This window comes from Pedobacter suwonensis (assembly GCF_007833675.1).
Classification (GTDB): Bacteria; Bacteroidota; Bacteroidia; order Sphingobacteriales; family Sphingobacteriaceae; genus Pedobacter; species Pedobacter suwonensis.
Genome location: NZ_CP031708.1, coordinates 3,133,946 through 3,151,206 on the forward strand (window position 1 = coordinate 3,133,946; position 17,261 = coordinate 3,151,206).

Consider the following 17,261-nt stretch of genomic DNA (forward strand, 5'->3'; position numbering starts at 1 on the left):
TGGAATCGGCATTTTGGCCAAAGGATGAGAAACTTAAAGTAAATAATGCAACGAAAAAAATATCTTTTTAAACATAACCTTGTTTTAGGATAAAATTAAAAACTTGTCATTAAAAAACCTCGCAGGTTTTTGAAACCTGCGAGGTTTAGCTAACGCAAAATAATCATTGAATGCAGGGCTACATTCAACCATGCACTTATTTATTTCTTCGGATCTAAAATATCTTTAATTCTGATATTTAAATCTTCATAATGTGCTTTGGTAATGGCATCACCGGCAGCAGCCCTGGCTTTTGTGGTGGCCAATAGGGTTTTCAATTCCGCACGAACCAATGGCCTGATATCAGATAAGCCAACATTGATTGGCGTTAAACCATAACTTGCAGCATAATCTACAGGGAAGCCAACCGGAAGTTCATTTTCTTTAGTCATCAGATCCTGCAAACGGTCTACGTAGGCACGTTGTAAATTACGTTTAAATGCATCTGCTCTTCCAGCTACAAAAACGGATGACCTTAGGTCTGTAAATAATTCAGGCAAGGTATATGCTTTAGCTTTGCCATTTTTAGTCTCATTATCTAACAAGCGGGCAATACGGGATGCTGATAGTAAATTACCTAAAGTATTTGTTTGAACGCCTTTAATGCGGTTTAACAATACACCATTATCAAATTTACTTAACTGATCATTGCTGATTAACCAAAGCGGCGTATTAAATAATTGCTGGTTAAAAAAAGTAACAGCTTCTTTTTGTTTTGACTTCGGTAAATAGGCATAAACCGGCCCTTTTTGGTCGTAAGTTTTAAAGTTTTCGCTTAAACCACCAACATTGGTTGCTACATGCCCCATGTAACGGTTAAACTGGCCAACAATTTCGGTATATATCTCTTTTAAATCGCTGTAATCTTTTCCTTTTTGATAGGTCCACTTTTCAACATTTGGAAGAATGCGTTTTAGATTGGCAATGCCATAAGTACTGGCTTTCATGGCGTTGTCGCCCAAATCCTCGCTTTGCAAACGTGGATCTAATGAGGTGCCCTGGCGGCCGTAGAAATATAAAGGATTACCTGCATTTTTCAATGTCCACTGGTCTAAAACTTCCTTTTCCTGCTCTGCGGTTTTGTTGCCGGGAATCCAGGAATAACCCCATTTTATAGACCATTTATCGTATTCTCCTATTTGAGGGTGAAGTTTGGTTACACCATCACCAGGCTGAGCGATGTAGTTAAAACGTGCATAATCCATGATTGATGGCGCGGTACCATGCTTATCGGTAAATGTTTTTGAACGTAAGGAATCAACAGGATAAGCATAACTTGAGCCAAAATTATGTGGCAAGCCTAAAGTATGGCCAATTTCGTGTGATGACACAAAACGGATCAGCTCGCCCATCTGTGCATCGGTAAATTGTGCTTTACGCACTTCAGGATTAATGGCTGCTGTTTGTACAAAATACCAGTTACGCAACAGGTTCATTACGTTATGGTACCAACCAATATGCGTTTCTAAAATTTGTCCGGTACGGGGATCGCTAATGTGCGGGCCGTAAGCATTTGCAATATCTGAGGCAAAATAACGGACTACCGAGTACCTGGAGTCTTCTACACTAAACTGAGGGTCTTGTTGCGGTGTTGGCGCTTCTTTACCGATAATGGCATTTTTGAAACCAGCAGCTTCGAACGCTACCTGCCAATCGTTAATTCCCTGGATCAAAAACGGCACCCATTTTTTTGGCGTTGCAGGGTCGATATAAATGATGATCGGTTTTACCGGTTCTACCAATTCGCCCCGTTTATAGGCATTTGTATCCTTTGGAACTAAATTCCAGCGGTGAATGTAGGCTGTACGTTCTGCTTTTTGTGCATTGCTTCCGTAATCGATTTGAGATTGACCAAAATAACCAACCCTGCTATCCATTATCCTGGCTTTCACAGGCGTTTTTGGCAATAATAACATCGATGTATTAAACTCGAAAGTAACAGCTCCATTACTGCTATCAGTAGGAGATTCCGCAGCACGGTAGGTTTTAGCTGTTTTTACTTCCACATTGATAGGAAAAGTTTTTATCGTATCAATATAAGAGCGTGATCCATCGTACATCGTAACTTTGTATGCTTTACGGATTTGATCCGTAGCACCGATGGCCATAATATCACCGTTATAAAAATCGGTAACATCAATCACAACGCCTGTTGTGTCTTTGTTATAGGCTTTAATTTCAAAGCTTGCCAAAATCTGCGCAAGATTAGAATTTTGTACTGATTCGTACATATCACTGTTCTGATCAGCTTTGGTTGAATAGCTAGGTACCCGAATGTAAACCTGTTTACCTCTACGCTCCCATTTCCATACCTGCTCGTTTAATTCTTCCCCACCATATTGCTGGTTACCCACTTTTACTCCTGCAGGCGCTTTTGCCAAACGGGTAACTACGAGCATTTCGCGGTTAATCATTGAATCCGGTATCTCAAAATACCATTTATCATCAACTTTATGTGTTTTAAATAAACCGTTTGTTGTTCTCGCCTTTGCAGTAATTACTTCAGCAAATGGTTTAATGCCTTCTTTTTTTTGTGCTACCGCGGGAGCTGCCGTTGGAGTTGTTGGAGTGCTTCCTTTAGTTGTTTTGGATTTTTTCTGGGCATATACCGGACTGGTTCCGGCTATGCCAAGTGCTACGATACCTGCAAGGGCAAATACCTTAAGATTTTTATTCATGTGTATATAAAGTTAGTTTGCTTGGCAATAAGAGGTTAAAGTTAAAACCTTGTTACACGACAAACCATTTGTAACTGTAAAATTACGCTTATCAAATCCTCTTTTCGAGTTTAACTACTTTAAAATAGGTCTGATTATCCCTGAAAATTTCGAGAATGATGGCTCTGTCTGCTTTCGATTTAAACATTTCAGTAAGATCATTTAAAGAATAAGCATCCATGCTTTTAAAGTTTACGCCGATAATTTCATCATTAGGCCGTAAACCAGCCTTTTCTGCCGGGCTATTTTCGTCTATTTGGCCTATCAATACTCTTTTATATGTCTGCTGGTCTAGGTATAACACCATACCCACCATATCATGTTCGAAAGGTACTTTTCTGAATCCATTGGGTTTAACATAAATAAAGCCATCCTGATAATTAAACTGAATGTTAAATTTCCGGAGTAAATCGGCGCCTAAATTGCCATTCCGTTTCGATAGATCAATTTTATCTGCAATGCTCGCAAAATCAGGAAATCCCGAAACGACGTCTTTGAAAACATATCCTCCAATATTGAATCTCTTTACACGGCCAACATATCCCCTAATCAGCCCGCTTAAGCTCATTCCCAAATTAGCTTTGATTTTTTTCTCAGGCAGAGGGAATCCTGTTCCATTCAGCATTTCGAGCGATAAAGCGTGGCTGGCCCCGGTATCTATCAAAAACCTCGCTTCAACCGTTTTACCATTAGGCACATCAATGGTAGCGAATATATAAGGCTTCTGGTTCTCAATTTCGATCGGGATTTTTTTTCCCCGGTATTTAATTCTGGTGTCCCGATCGTAAATAATCAGCCTATTTTCACTGTATCTGATATCAACAATAAAACTGTTAAAAAAGCTATATCCCAGTAAGCCATAAATTTTCAGTCCTAAATGTCCTGACAGGTTAAACAAATCTTCTTTTAACACCGCCGCTGGTATATATTTGATGCTGGCGCTGCCTACTTTAACATTAAGACTTTGAGAAACATAAGCATCCACGCTTTCAATGCCAAGGCCAAGAACTTTAATTTTACGGAGTTTACCAAAATTCAACGAATCGATAATAGACGGATCGGTAATAATCATGGGACCAACGCCAGTATCGAGCACAAAATCGTAGGGCCCGTTTCCGTTTACAAACACTGGAATAACCATCAGGTTCTTAATGCACTTAAAAGAAATTGACTGTTTTTGCCTTTTTCTATTGAAGAGGAACTCCTGGCCATGCCCGGAAAATGTGAGCAATACAAGCAGCGTGCAAATGGTCAGTTTACGTAAACAGATTATTACACCAGGGTTATATTTGGCTAACATTAAACTAAATTTAATAAATTAGTTAATCTTTATGTATCCTAAATTTAGCACATGTTTCCTTTAAAAAATTATAATTTTATTTTTATTATCCTTATTCTATTGCTTTGTTTGTCAACAGGATGCTCAACCGATAAGATCATTTCTAAAAAAGTAGCCAGAGAATTTAAAAATTCGCAGGTGATAAAACAATATCAGGTTGGCTTCGCACTTTATAATCCAACAGATAAAAAAATGATTTTTCAGAAAGATGCAGACCGGTATTTTACCCCTGCATCCAACACCAAACTGTATACTTTTTTTGCAAGCCTAAAAATGTTGCCCGATTTAATGCCGGCTTTAAAATATACCGAGCAGCATGATTCGTTGATTTTTTGGGGAACCGGCGACCCTGCTTTTTTACAGTTTGCAATAAAAGACAAATCCGCATATAATTTTCTCCTGGCATCAGATAAAAAGCTATTCTTTTCTCCCGGTCGATATTCAGGTAATTTCTTCGGCGAAGGCTGGGCCTGGGATGATTACGACTATTATTACCAGCCGGAAATTACCGAAATGCCCATCATGGACAACATGGTTACTTCTACCTATGCCTCACCCAATAAGATTAATATTAAACCAAAGGTTTTTGCCCCTTGTTTTGAAATAGATTCTACCCAGAAAACAGGCAACTTTCAGGTTAGAAGAGACTTCTTAACCAACCGCTTTCAATACCCTGCAGTTGCGGTAAAACCTGGTTATAATCAACAAAATCCCTATAAAACGACAACGCAATTAACCGTTGAGATCCTGGCTGATACCTTACACAAACCCATTGGAATCGTAAAGCAAAAAATACCTAAGGATGCTAAAACCGTGCCTGGCGCTAAGCGGGATTCGGTTCTAAAGTACATGATGTTACCCAGCGATAATTTTATTGCAGAACACCTTTTATTGGTTTGTGCCAACCAGATTGGCGATACATTAAGTACGGCGAAAGCCATTGAATACATTACAAAAAATTACCTTTCTTTTCTGCCTGATCAAGTAAAATGGGTTGACGGATCTGGATTGTCCCGCCAAAATTTATTTACACCCCGAGACAATGTATACCTTCTTGATTCCATTTACAGGCTGGTAAATAATCCCGAAAAGCTTTTTGATCTATTTCCTGCAGGCGGTAAAAGCGGCACTTTAAAGAGTGCTTATCCTAAAACCAGTGAACCTTTTGTTTTTGGTAAAACGGGTTCACTCGGGGGTGTTCATAACCAAAGCGGATACGTACTCACCCAAAAGGGGAAAACCTATATTTTTTCTTTCATGAACAACAACTTCGTAAAACCAACTGCCGAGGTACGTGCGGAAATGGTGAGAATCATGACCTATATACACGATCATTTTTAAGCATACGCAACATCAAAACACCTAACCTATGAAAAAAATATACCTGCTAACAGGGATTTGTGTACTGCTTATCGTATCATCCTGCAAAAAGAATGATTCCATAACAGCGCCTTTTGAGCCACCCCTTCCTGGCACGCCATACGTACCAGACAATAACTTTAAGGTTATAAGTTATTTCCCAAGTTACCGGGATCCGGCTGGTATTGCGGATTCGAAATTTAAAATGATTACACACCTCTTTTATGCCTTTCTAAATCCCAATCCGGACGGAAGTTTAGCGGCATTAGCACAACCTGGCCGATTTACAGCCGTAATCCAAAAAGCAAAGTCAAATGGTGTGAAAACAGGTATTTCTATTTCTGGCACAAAAAGTATTTTTGTAACCATGGCTGCATCTGCAGCTACCAGAAATCTGTTTGTAAAGAATGTGCTCACTTTTTCCAAAACAAATAACCTGGATGGCATAGATGTGGACTGGGAGTATCCTAGTACCAGCGATGGGTCGGCAGACAATTATGTGCTGCTAATGAAAGAACTTTCAGATTCACTTCATAAATACCATAAATTTTTAAGCGCGGCCATAACCCCGGGCGTATACGCCGGCAGTATCCGTGACGGATTAAAATCTGAGGTTTTCCCTGTTGTGGATTTTTTTAATATTATGGTTTATGACGGAATTGGCTGGGATAAAAATGAGCCTATTCAACATGCATCCTATAATATGGCTGTTGCCAGTTTAAATTATTGGTTAAATACACGAGGTATGCCAAGGGAAAAAGCCGTTTTAGGCATCCCTGCTTATGGTAAGAATGCCAATAATTCAGCTAAGGCCTATCGTGATTTTGTAGCCGCTGGTGTCGATGTGAGTTTAGATAATGCTTTAGTTGATGGCATTCAATTTTATTTTAATGGAACAATAACCACCAGAAAAAAAGCTAAACTTGCCAAAGATATTGCAAATGGAATCATGTTCTGGGAATTCTACCATGATGACAATGGTGATAAGTCCATTATCCGTGCTGCAAATGACGAGCTTGGCAGAAACTACAATTGATATGATGCTTGACTTTAAATCGATAAAACAACCTTTTTCAAACACCATCAACATTGGAAATACCTCTTATTTATACTTTGGCGGAACGGCTTATCTGGGCATTCCACAAAATCAGGATTTCATCGACTTATATATTGAAGGGATTAAAAAATTTGGTTTAAATAACGGAACAAGTCGCACCAACAACATCCAGTTGGGTATTTACAGCAAGGCGGAGAAAGTAGCTGCGGCACGCTTTGGAGCTGAAGCCGCCTTGATTACTTCAAGCGGATATTTAGCAGCGCAGCTTACCATTAAAGCTTTATCGAAACTCGGAAAGGTAATTTATGCCCCATCCACACACCCTGCACTTTGGTTAGCAGAAAATCAAACCAGAAATTTAATGTCTTTTGAAGCATGGAAACAGGAAACCATCGCCAAAATAAATGCATCTGAAGAAAAAAGTTGGATTTTGATCAGCAATTCGATGAACAACCTGATGCCCGAAATTTACGATTTCGAATTTGTTAAAGAAATCCGTAATGATAGAAACATCATGCTAATTGTTGACGATTCGCACGGAATTGGTGTAAACAACAACGGTATGGGTACTATCGTAAATCTTCCCAAACAAGGCAACATTGAAAATGTAGTAGTTGCCTCAATGGCCAAAGCGTTGGGGATAGATGCGGGCATTGTTTTAGCTTCCAATAAAGTAATTGATCAACTTAAACATTCAAATACATTTATAGGCGCTTCGCCGCCTGGCCAGGCCGGACTTTATGCATTTGTACACGCAAGTGAAATATACAGCAAGGCGTTAAACAAACTTAAAAATAATATGCTGCTGTTTGGAACAGCATTAAACCATACCTGGAAACACGCATCCGGCTTTCCGGTGTATTTGTCCAGTGAAATTAATTCTTCAGAAAAGCTCCTGCAAAAGCAGATCTTAATTTCATCTTTCCCTTATCCAAACCCTGGCGATACTCCTTTAGATCGCATAGTGCTTTCTTCCTGGCATGAGAAAGAAGATATCGAAAAACTGGTAGCAGCCATAAATTTTTAGCCTTTCCTGATCCAATTAATTTTTCAATATTTATGGTATGAAAAAACTTTTCGTATTACTGGCCTTAACACTGCTCTTCATTAATATCGTTTCTGCGCAAACCACTACGGTTTGGGTTGTCAGGCACGCCGAGAAAGACAAATCCAATCCAAAGGATAATAACCCAAGCCTCTCTGACGAAGGAAGAATCCGGGCGGGAGATTTAGCTACATACCTTAAAAAGGTAAAGTTTGATGTTGCTTTTGCCACACCCACAAAAAGAACACACCAAACATTAGATTCACTGGTGATTCCGAAAGTGGTTGATTATAAAGACATCAAATCGCTTGTGGACAGCATTAAAACCAATTATGTTGGCAAAAACGTGATTATTGCCGGCCATTCTAACACCGTGCTGGAGATTATTGAAGCCTTTGGCGGTAAAAAACCTAAAGAAGAATTAACGGACGATGATTATGACTATATTTTTGAATTATCTGTTAAAGGAGATAAAGCGCGGGTAAAAATGGACCAATACGGCAGGCCACACCATTTGTAGTTTTTAATTCAGGTTATTGTGTTGTCAGATATTACCACCAGACAGTTGAAAGTTAAATATTAAGTAATGTAGTATAAGATGGTAATATCTTACACCACGAATAATAATTTAGTTTAGAACGGTTATTATACTACGAACAGATTTCTCCGTTTCGCTGCGCTTCAGTCGAAATGACGTAACTAATTGTTATGCTCCCAACACCAATGGCAATTGAACTAATAAACTACAGTTTCCCGAATGGAATATCCATTAAATCATAGTTTCTCCATTCCGAGAAATCATAATGCCACCATTCATTTTCCAGCACATTCATGCGGTATTTAGCCATGATGGCAATAAGAAAATCACGGTTTTTCTTTACTTCCGGAGATACATTCTCATACTTGGCTGCTGCTGCAGCCGAAAAACTATCGTAAGGTGTTGGCATCGGAAGTTCTTTGCCAGTCTTCAAATTAATCAACGTCAAATCTACTGCACAGCCCCTATTGTGTTTCGATCCCTTTGCCGGATTGGCTACAAAATTTTTATCACTTGCTTTTTTATAAAACTCAACGGTAATGGCATACGGACGATAGCCATCAAATATTTTTAAGCCGTAACCATTTTTATTTAATTCCCTCTGGATCTTTTTTAAAGATTCTACCACTGGCTTTCGCGCAAAAGCCCTCGCCTGCTTATACATGATCTGCCGCATAAAATTATTTTTAGTGGCGTAGCGGATATCCAGTTTAATATTGGGAATGGCTTTCTTAATTTCAACCAATTCGTTGTTCGGGTCTGTTTTTATGGATGCCAGGTACTGATTATAGGAACTGACCACCACAAGCTTGTTTGTGGTGGACGGTTTATTTTGCGCGCAAACGCTAACCGAGAGGAAAAGAAATAATGTAAAGAGTTTGATTTTCATACTTTAGTATCAAGATGTTTGACTATGGCTTCAGGATACATCCGTCTTACAGCATACATTTTACATCCAACCTTTTATTGATTCGAAACCACTAATAATTCGAGATCCTTAAATGGCAAATTAAACATATCAGCCAGATCCTTATTGGTGCAGTTACCTTGATAAATGTAAAGTGCTTCGCGGATTCCCGGGTTATTCCAAACCATATTCATCAGGCCTCCCAGTTCGCCTATATCCAATAAAATCGGTGCAAAGATATTGGTCAGCGCATACGACGCCGTTCTTGGAACGCGCGAGGCTATATTAGGCACACAATAGTGAATTACATCATACTTTCTGAAAACCGGATTGGCATGGTTGGTTACTTCAGAAGTTTCGAAACAACCACCCTGGTCAATACTAACATCAATCACCACCGAATGTGGTTTCATCCGGGCAACCGTTTCTTCCATCACTATACACGGACTACGCCCATGAGTTGCCCTAATGGCTCCAATTACCACATCGCAGGTTGTGATAGCCTTATTTAAAACGATAGGCTGCATAACCGAGGTAAATACCCTGCTGCCCAGATTATTTTGCAAACGGCGTAAGCGGTAAATAGAACTGTCAAAAACTTTTACTTCTGCACCTAATGACAAGGCAGTCCTGGCAGCATATTCACCCACCGTTCCGGCGCCTAAAATCACAATTTCTGTTGGAGGAACCCCTGTGAAGCCACCCAACATCAAGCCTTTTCCTCCGGTTACATTACTCAGATATTCTGCTGCGATTAAAATAGAGGTCGAACCTACAATTTCGCTCATCGCACGCACTACACTCAGTGTATTGCCCTCGTCGCGAAGATTCTCAAAACATAACGCATTAATTTTTTTATGCATCAAAGCTTTCAGGTAATCTTGCTTAAGCGTTCCGGTCTGCAACGAGGAGATAAGCGTTTGCCCCTTATGCATCATTTCAATCTCTTCCAGCATTGGAGGTGCAATCTTCACCAGGATATCAGCATCAAAAACTTCCTTTTTGTTATAGGCAATTTTTGCGCCCTGCTCTGCATATTCCGTATCAGAAAAATTAGCGGCAATGCCTGCTCCGCTTTCTAAAACAACCCGATGCCCGTTATTTACCAGCAAAGCAACAGATAAAGGGGTTAATGCAATTCTATTTTCCTGAAAAGAAATTTCTTTGGGTATTCCTATGTATAGATTATTTTTTTTATTTCTGGTTTCTAACGTTGCTTCTTGCGTTTGTAATAAACCCTGACGAGCTATATCGGCCATTCCTTCGCGTAATCCTGTAGCCATGTTGAATTAAAATTATGATAGTTTTAGGTTGTTCAAGGTACGCAAAATCTGTTAATTTATTGATAACGAATTGTTATACCTTCGAAAAACGGAATAGCCTGCGGTTTTCATCCAGCACATTGATCACAACCTTAATAAGATTTTCGGGCAATAATCCTTCTACCCGCTCCGGCCACTCAATTAAACAAATACCACCACCATAAAAATACTCCTCATACCCCAAATCGTAGGCTTCGCGGATATCTTTTATCCGGTAAAAATCGAAATGGAATACCGGTCCGTTAGGGCTATCATATTCATTAACGATAGAGTAAGTTGGGCTCGAAACTACATCGGCTATGCCTAAAGCTGCACAAAAAGTTTTGATGAAGGTTGTTTTTCCAGCGCCCATATCGCCTTCAAATATGAAAACTTTCTCACTGCCTGCAAAATCTGAAAGCTGCTGAGCGACAGCAGGTAAATCGGCTAAACTATTTACTTCGATATCCATTTTGTAAAATAAAGGCAAAAGTAATACATAATTGGATTGCTTTTGCCTTGCTATTAAAATTTGAATGAAACAGATCCTGAAACAAGTTCAGGATGACGATTCTATTGAATGAGACAGTCTCATATCTCCAATCTAGTATCTAAAATCTCTGAAACTACCTTGGCGAATACGTGACTATCGGAATGATCATTTCCTCAAGCGAAATACCGCCATGCTGGAAAGTTTCGTTATAATAATTTACAAACTGGTTGTAATTGTTCGGATAAACGAAATAACTATCTTCTCTCGCAAAAATATAACTGCTGCTGATGTTGATCTTCGGCAACAACGCATCGTGAGGGTTTTTGATCAAAAACACTTCTTTTGCATTAAAATTAAGGTTCCTGCCCTGCTTATACCTCAAATTGGTATTTGTGCTTCTATCACCGATTACTTTAACCGGTTTTTTAACCCGTATGGTCCCGTGGTCGGTAGTGATGATTACCCTTACTTTTTTCTGCGAAATTTTCTTTAATAAATCCCATAGCGGAGAATGCTCAAACCATGATAAGGTTAATGAACGGTACGCCGCATCATCATTGGCCAGCTCCCGTATCATCTGCATATCGGTACGCGCATGGCTCAACATATCAACAAAGTTGAACACAATGGCATTAAAATCGTTATGCAATAAATTATTTGTTTGCTCAACCAGGTCTTTCCCCTGCTCAAAAGTCAGGATTTTATGATAACTGAATTTACAGTCCTTTCTTAAGTTACGCTTTATATTATCAGCCAGGAAAGCTTCTTCATGCATGTTCTTCCCACCTTCATCATCATCGTTTTGCCAAAGCTGCGGAAAACGTTTTTCCATATCCAAAGGCATCATACCAGAGAAAATTGCATTACGGGCATATTGTGTCGCCGTTGGCAAAATGCTTGTATACATATCTTCCTCATCTATCCTAAAATATTCTGATATTAATGGATTGATGATTTTCCATTGATCATATCTCAAATTATCTATCAGGATGAAAAATACCGGTGTGTTATCATTAATAAGCGGAAAGGCCTTTTTCTTCAATAATTCGTTCGAAAGCAAAGGCGCTTTATCCCTGTTCTTTATCCAATCCAGATAATTTTCCTCAATAAATTTTGTAAACTGTGTATTCGCCTCCTGTTTTTGCATGGTCAAAATTTCATGCATTTGCGGATCGTCCAGTTTTTCCAACTCAAGCTCCCAAAAAACGATTTTTTTGTAAACATCAATCCACTCTTCATAATTAAGCCTGTCGCCTAATGTCATACCCAAACGGCGGAAATCCTGTTGATAGGCCATAGAGGTTTTTTCACTCACCAAACGTTTGTTGTCGATCAGCTTTTTAATCGTCAGCAAAACCTGCTTAGGATTTACAGGTTTAATCAGATAATCATCAATTTTGCTGCCTATCGCATCTTCCATCAGGTTTTCTTCTTCACTTTTTGTGATCAGCACTACCGGAACATCCGGGTTTAAATTCTTAATGGCCGATAAGGTTTCGATACCACTCATTCCAGGCATATTCTCATCCAGAAAAACCAGGTCAAAATGGGATTTCCCAAATGCCTCTAAAGCATCATTTCCATTGGTAAAAGTAGTTACGTGGTAACCCTTATCATTTAATAATAATATATGTGGTTTCAACAGGTCGATTTCATCATCGGCCCATAATATTTTAGTTTCTTGCATGTTTTTGTAAAAATAGAACAGTATTGCCGTTTAATTACGGCAGGTCATTCAAACTATAAATAAAAATAGCAATTTTTGTACCGTATCTACCTATTTAACTATTTTTAACGATTGAACAAGAAGAAAATAATAAATGATCCTGTTTACGGGTTCATCAGTATCCCGTCCGAATTCGTTTACGACGTAATATCCCATCCTTATTTCCAGCGTTTACGCTACATTAAGCAGCTCGGGATGACCCATTTGGTTTATCCAGGGGCTTTACACACGCGTTTTCACCATGCCTTAGGCGCCATGCACTTAATGAGTTTGGCCATCAATCTTTTAAAAAGTAAAGGACACACCATAACCGATGGCGAAGAGGAAGCCGCCATTTTGGCCATTTTATTACACGATATCGGTCATGGCCCTTTCTCGCATGCACTTGAACATTCTTTGGTAACCGGAATCAGGCATGAAGATATATCAGCCAAACTGATGCAGGACCTGAATACACATTTCGAAGGACGTTTAACCCATGCCATTGAAATTTTTAATGGTACTTACCCTAAAAAATTTCTCCATCAATTGATTTCCGGGCAGTTAGATCTGGACAGAATGGATTATTTAAACCGCGACAGCTTTTTTACGGGCGTGAGTGAAGGCGTAATCAGTTTCGATCGGATCATTAAAATGTTTAATGTTTACGATGATAATCTGGTGATTGAAGAAAAAGGCATCTATTCTATAGAAAAATTTTTAATTGCCCGCAGGCTGATGTATTGGCAGGTTTATCTGCACAAAACAGTAATATCTGGCGAGATGATTCTGGTAAAATTACTGGAACGTGCTAAGGAGTTAGCTGCTGCCGGCGAGAATTTGTTTGCTTCGCCATCCTTAAATTATTTTTTAAAAAACGATATCAACGAGGCTAATTTTTTTGAACAGCATGAAAATCTTGAGCATTTTACCAACCTTGATGATCAGGATATTTATGCTGCAGTTAAGGTTTGGACCAAACATGATGATAAAATTTTGTCTACGTTATGTAAAATGCTTACTGCCCGGAACCTCTATAAAGTTGAAATGGGTAACGAGAGGGCGGATACAGATCGCGTAAACTTTTTGCAGGATGCAGCAATTAATTTATTGGGAATTAAACCAGAAGAGGCCCGTTATTTTGTTTTTACCGATTCTATCCAAAACCGTGCTTATCACGCAGGCCTCGGAAATATTAAGATTTTAATGAAAAATAACGACATTGTTGATATTGCCAAGGCTTCTGATTTGTCCAATTTAGAGTCGCTACAAAAAACTGTAGAGAAATATATCCTCTGTTACCCAAGAGGTATTTAAGTTTTTTTAACAAAATATTTGACTTTTGGTGCCGTTTTAACTCTTATTATTGTGCAAATAATACACCGTTTAACCCATGCAGGTTTTTTTGTTCATATCAATTTAACATATACCTTTGTACGATGCAATTTACTGCCACGCAGATAAGTCAGTTTCTAAACGGTTCCATTGATGGTAACCCCGATGTAGCCGTTACCGAACTTTCTAAAATAGAAGACGGGAAAGAAGGCTCCCTATCTTTTCTTTCTAACCCTAAGTATGAAAACTTTTTGTATTCTACGAAGGCTTCAGTTGTTATCGTATCTAAAGATTTTGCGCCTACCCAGTCTTATACCAGCACACTAATCCGTGTTGAAAATCCATATAGTGCGTTTACGATTTTACTGGATAAATATAATGAAGCGATCAATGCACAAACCATAAAATCCGGGATTGATCAACTGGCATTCGTTCATCCTACCGCAAAAATCGGCAATAACGTATTTATTGATGCATTTGCTTACGTTGCCGAAAATGTAGAGATTGCTGATGGTTGTAAAATAAATGCACAAACCTTTATTGGTGCTAATTCAAAAATTGGCAAAAACAGCACCTTTTTTCCTGGTGTAAAAATATACCACAATTCTATAATCGGCAGCAGTGTGGTTATCCATGCCAATACCGTTATCGGAAGTGATGGCTTTGGTTTTGCACCACAAAAAGACGGAACCTATAATAAAATTCCACAGATCGGAAACGTGATTATTGAAGATGACGTGGAAATTGGCGCAAATACCACTGTAGATCGCGCAACAATGGGATCTACAATTGTGAAAAAAGGTGCGAAAATCGATAACCTGATCCAGATCGCCCACAATGTGGAAATTGGCGAAAACACCGTTTTAGCGGCACAGTCTGGCATATCCGGAAGCACAAAAATTGGCCCAAATAGCGTTATTGGCGGACAGGTAGGTATAGCAGGACACTTAACCTTAGCTAAGGGAACGCAAATTGGTGCACAGGCCGGCATAAATTTTAATATTACAGAAGAAAATAAACAATGGCATGGTAGTCCGGCGCAACCAATCCGTAACTGGATGCGGGCTTCAGTCATTTTCAAACATCTTCCCGATGTGGAAAAAAGAATAAATAAGCTCGAAGAGGAGTTGAAAAAGCTCACCGCCGAACTGGAAAAGAATACAATACACAATGAACGTTAGACAAAAAACGATTAAACAGGAAATATCAGCATCTGGTGTTGGTTTACACACTGGTGCTAATGTTACTTTAACATTTTGCCCCGCCCCCGAAAATCATGGCTTCAAATTTCAGCGTATTGATTTAGAAGGCCAGCCTATTATCGATGCTGATGCAGATAATGTTACGGATACCTCACGAGGTACTACGATAACCCAAAATGGTGCTAGCGTAAGCACCGTAGAGCATGTTATGGCATCGCTGGTGGGTATGGACCTTGATAACATACTGATTAAATTAGATGGTCCAGAAACACCGATTATGGACGGGAGTTCTATCCAGTTTATTGATTTACTGGAAGAGGTGGGTACAGTTGAGCAAAATGCAGATCGTGAGTACTTTACTATTCCACATAACATTACCTATACAGAGGAAGATAGAAAAGTAGAAATTGTGGCCATGCCGTTAGACGATTATCGTTTTACCTGCATGATTGACTATAACTCTCCTGTTTTGGGCAGCCAGCACGCTGGTATTAACACTATTGCAGAGTTTAAGAAAGAAATTGCTTCATGCCGTACTTTCTGCTTTTTACATGAACTGGAATACCAGCTATCGCACAATTTAATTAAAGGCGGCGATTTAAATAACGCCATTGTGATTGTAGATAAAGAAGTTACCAAGGATGAACTGAGTCACCTGGCTAAATTATTTAACCGTAAAGATATCGATGTTGCCCCACAAGGGATTTTGAACAACATGGAACTGCGTTACCAGAATGAGCCGGCACGACATAAACTTTTGGATATGATCGGCGATTTGGCCCTGGTTGGCATGCATTTAAAAGGCCATATCATGGCCGCCCGTCCAGGCCACGCCGCAAACGTTGCTTTTGCCAAAAAGATTAAAGCAGCGATTAAAAAAGAGAAAAACAAAAAAGTACAGAAGGTATACGATCCGAGTGCAAAACCATTGTTCGATGTAGTGAAGATCATGGAAATTTTACCTCACCGCCAGCCATTTCTCTTCGTTGATAAAATATTAGAACTTTCTAAAAACCACGTGGTTGGGGTTAAAAACGTAACCATGAACGAAGAGTTTTTCAAAGGTCATTTTCCAGGTGCTCCCGTATTTCCAGGTGTACTGCAAATAGAAGCTATGGCACAGGTTGGCGGGATTCTTGTTCTTTGTACTGTACCAGACCCTGAGAATTACCTTACCTATTTCCTGAAAATAGATAATGTGCGCTTTAGGGCACAGGTACTTCCTGGCGATACCATTGTTTTCCGCTGCGATTTACTTGAACCCATCAGAAGAGGCATTGCCCAGATGAAAGGTGTAGGTATGGTAGGCGAAAAAATCGTGGTAGAAGCCGAAATGATGGCTCAAATTTCAAAAGTTAAACAAGCAGAACCCGCTCAATAATGATACAACCTTTAGCATATATACACCCTCAGGCAAAAATCGCAGAAAACGTGGTAATTGAACCTTTTGTAGTGATACATAAAGACGTTGTAATTGGCGAGGGAACCTGGATCGGATCAAATGTGACCATTATGGATGGCGCCCGGATCGGTAAAAACTGCAGAATTTTTCCTGGTGCGGTTATTTCAGGAGAGCCGCAGGACTTAAAATTTGCCGGTGAGATTACCACCGCAGAAATTGGCGATAATACCACGATACGGGAGTGTGTTACCGTTAACCGTGGCACAAAAGATAAATGGAAAACCACTATAGGCAGCAACTGTTTAATCCAGGCCTATTCGCACATCGCACACGATTGTGAGGTTGGAAATAACTGCATATTTTCCAATAGTACCACCTTGGCGGGCCACATCACCATTGGAAACAATGTGGTTTTAGCTGGTTTGGTTGCCATACACCAATTTGTTAAAGTTGGTTCTTATGCTTTTGTAACCGGCGGTTCATTGGTACGTAAAGACGTGCCACCATATGTCAAAGCAGCTCGCGAGCCACTTTCTTATGCAGGCATCAACTCTGTGGGGTTGCGTAGAAGGGGGTTTACAAACGAGCAGATTGATGAAATTCAGGAAATCTACCGTGTACTTTTTGTAAAGCACAATAACGTAACGAAAGCTTTAGACATGATCGAAGCCGAATTTAAACCTACTGAAATACGTGATGAAATCGTAGATTTTATCCGCAATTCTAATCGTGGGGTAATGAAGGGCTTTGGCATGGGAAGCTAATTAAGGTAGAATGCCAAAGGGTTTAAGGTAGAGGGTTAAACATACTGCTTAACCAGAT

14 protein-coding genes are annotated in these 17,261 nt (G+C 39.5%); 8 read left to right on the forward strand and 6 right to left on the reverse strand.

The window, feature by feature from the left end:
* Nucleotides 1-200: 200 nt before the first annotated feature.
* Complete coding sequence (locus DV942_RS12810) at nucleotides 201-2,717, reverse strand: zinc-dependent metalloprotease (protein WP_145858019.1); 2,517 nt, start codon at nucleotides 2,715-2,717, stop codon at nucleotides 201-203.
* A 91-nt stretch (nucleotides 2,718-2,808) separates the two neighbouring features.
* The gene (locus tag DV942_RS12815; protein ID WP_145858021.1) at nucleotides 2,809-4,056 is read right to left on the reverse strand and encodes an aspartyl protease family protein; all 1,248 of its coding nucleotides are present in this window, start codon (nucleotides 4,054-4,056) and stop codon (nucleotides 2,809-2,811) included.
* A gap of 51 nt (nucleotides 4,057-4,107) precedes the next feature.
* Here DV942_RS12815 and DV942_RS12820 point away from each other — a divergent pair, with 51 nt between their 5' ends.
* The 4 genes from DV942_RS12820 to DV942_RS12835 are packed head-to-tail and all read left to right on the forward strand — an operon-like array spanning nucleotide 4,108 to nucleotide 8,076.
* Nucleotides 4,108-5,436 carry a D-alanyl-D-alanine carboxypeptidase gene (locus DV942_RS12820; protein WP_145858023.1) on the forward strand — a complete coding sequence of 443 codons (1,329 nt, stop codon included), beginning with the start codon at nucleotides 4,108-4,110 and terminating at the stop codon, nucleotides 5,434-5,436.
* Nucleotides 5,437-5,464: 28 nt separating this feature from the next.
* Entirely contained in the window at nucleotides 5,465-6,490 is a 1,026-nt protein-coding gene (locus tag DV942_RS12825; protein ID WP_145858025.1) for a glycosyl hydrolase family 18 protein, read from the forward strand.
* Nucleotides 6,462-7,538: an aminotransferase class I/II-fold pyridoxal phosphate-dependent enzyme gene (locus DV942_RS12830; RefSeq protein WP_244950686.1), complete on the forward strand. Its 1,077-nt coding sequence runs from the start codon at nucleotides 6,462-6,464 to the stop codon at nucleotides 7,536-7,538. The genes DV942_RS12825 and DV942_RS12830 overlap by 29 nt, the downstream gene beginning before the upstream one ends.
* Nucleotides 7,539-7,575: 37 nt before the next feature.
* On the forward strand, nucleotides 7,576-8,076 hold the full coding sequence (locus DV942_RS12835; protein ID WP_145858027.1) for a phosphoglycerate mutase family protein: 501 nt from the start codon (nucleotides 7,576-7,578) through the stop codon (nucleotides 8,074-8,076).
* Between the two features lie 223 nt (nucleotides 8,077-8,299).
* Here DV942_RS12835 and DV942_RS12840 read toward each other — a convergent pair whose 3' ends face one another.
* The 4 genes from DV942_RS12840 to porX all read right to left on the reverse strand — a co-directional run bounded on the left by DV942_RS12840 (nucleotide 8,300) and on the right by porX (nucleotide 12,482).
* The gene (locus DV942_RS12840; RefSeq protein ID WP_145858028.1) at nucleotides 8,300-8,983 is read right to left on the reverse strand and encodes a M15 family metallopeptidase; all 684 of its coding nucleotides are present in this window, start codon (nucleotides 8,981-8,983) and stop codon (nucleotides 8,300-8,302) included.
* A gap of 74 nt (nucleotides 8,984-9,057) precedes the next feature.
* Nucleotides 9,058-10,284, reverse strand: a complete 1,227-nt coding sequence (locus tag DV942_RS12845; RefSeq protein ID WP_090983443.1) for an alanine dehydrogenase — start codon at nucleotides 10,282-10,284, stop codon at nucleotides 9,058-9,060.
* A gap of 73 nt (nucleotides 10,285-10,357) precedes the next feature.
* Entirely contained in the window at nucleotides 10,358-10,774 is a 417-nt protein-coding gene (gene tsaE, locus DV942_RS12850) for a tRNA (adenosine(37)-N6)-threonylcarbamoyltransferase complex ATPase subunit type 1 TsaE (RefSeq protein WP_145858030.1), read from the reverse strand.
* A gap of 154 nt (nucleotides 10,775-10,928) precedes the next feature.
* Nucleotides 10,929-12,482, reverse strand: a complete 1,554-nt coding sequence (porX, locus tag DV942_RS12855) for a T9SS response regulator signal transducer PorX (protein ID WP_145858032.1) — start codon at nucleotides 12,480-12,482, stop codon at nucleotides 10,929-10,931.
* Between the two features lie 111 nt (nucleotides 12,483-12,593).
* Here porX and DV942_RS12860 point away from each other — a divergent pair, with 111 nt between their 5' ends.
* From DV942_RS12860 to lpxA, 4 genes are all read left to right on the forward strand, one after another.
* Nucleotides 12,594-13,817 (forward strand): HD domain-containing protein, encoded by a 1,224-nt coding sequence (locus DV942_RS12860; protein WP_186462306.1) that lies wholly within the window; start codon nucleotides 12,594-12,596, stop codon nucleotides 13,815-13,817.
* 122 nt (nucleotides 13,818-13,939) lie between these two features.
* Nucleotides 13,940-15,016 carry a UDP-3-O-(3-hydroxymyristoyl)glucosamine N-acyltransferase gene (gene lpxD / locus DV942_RS12865; protein ID WP_145858034.1) on the forward strand — a complete coding sequence of 359 codons (1,077 nt, stop codon included), beginning with the start codon at nucleotides 13,940-13,942 and terminating at the stop codon, nucleotides 15,014-15,016.
* Nucleotides 15,006-16,418, forward strand: a complete 1,413-nt coding sequence (locus DV942_RS12870; RefSeq protein WP_090983432.1) for a bifunctional UDP-3-O-[3-hydroxymyristoyl] N-acetylglucosamine deacetylase/3-hydroxyacyl-ACP dehydratase — start codon at nucleotides 15,006-15,008, stop codon at nucleotides 16,416-16,418. Before lpxD ends, DV942_RS12870 begins: the two co-directional genes overlap by 11 nt.
* Nucleotides 16,418-17,203: an acyl-ACP--UDP-N-acetylglucosamine O-acyltransferase gene (gene lpxA, locus DV942_RS12875; protein ID WP_090983430.1), complete on the forward strand. Its 786-nt coding sequence runs from the start codon at nucleotides 16,418-16,420 to the stop codon at nucleotides 17,201-17,203. Before DV942_RS12870 ends, lpxA begins: the two co-directional genes overlap by 1 nt.
* The last annotated feature ends 58 nt before the right edge of the window (nucleotides 17,204-17,261 follow it).

Coding starts and splice junctions, on each gene's coding strand:
- tsaE (WP_145858030.1), bottom strand. CDS start 10,774: ATGGATATCGAAGTAAATAGTTTAGCCGATTTACCTGCTGTCGCTCAG.
- DV942_RS12820 (WP_145858023.1), top strand. CDS start 4,108: ATGTTTCCTTTAAAAAATTATAATTTTATTTTTATTATCCTTATTCTA.
- DV942_RS12815 (WP_145858021.1), bottom strand. CDS start 4,056: ATGTTAGCCAAATATAACCCTGGTGTAATAATCTGTTTACGTAAACTG.
- lpxA (WP_090983430.1), top strand. CDS start 16,418: ATGATACAACCTTTAGCATATATACACCCTCAGGCAAAAATCGCAGAA.
- DV942_RS12870 (WP_090983432.1), top strand. CDS start 15,006: ATGAACGTTAGACAAAAAACGATTAAACAGGAAATATCAGCATCTGGT.
- DV942_RS12845 (WP_090983443.1), bottom strand. CDS start 10,284: ATGGCTACAGGATTACGCGAAGGAATGGCCGATATAGCTCGTCAGGGT.
- lpxD (WP_145858034.1), top strand. CDS start 13,940: ATGCAATTTACTGCCACGCAGATAAGTCAGTTTCTAAACGGTTCCATT.
- porX (WP_145858032.1), bottom strand. CDS start 12,482: ATGCAAGAAACTAAAATATTATGGGCCGATGATGAAATCGACCTGTTG.
- DV942_RS12825 (WP_145858025.1), top strand. CDS start 5,465: ATGAAAAAAATATACCTGCTAACAGGGATTTGTGTACTGCTTATCGTA.
- DV942_RS12835 (WP_145858027.1), top strand. CDS start 7,576: ATGAAAAAACTTTTCGTATTACTGGCCTTAACACTGCTCTTCATTAAT.
- DV942_RS12830 (WP_244950686.1), top strand. CDS start 6,462: ATGACGAGCTTGGCAGAAACTACAATTGATATGATGCTTGACTTTAAA.
- DV942_RS12810 (WP_145858019.1), bottom strand. CDS start 2,717: ATGAATAAAAATCTTAAGGTATTTGCCCTTGCAGGTATCGTAGCACTT.
- DV942_RS12840 (WP_145858028.1), bottom strand. CDS start 8,983: ATGAAAATCAAACTCTTTACATTATTTCTTTTCCTCTCGGTTAGCGTT.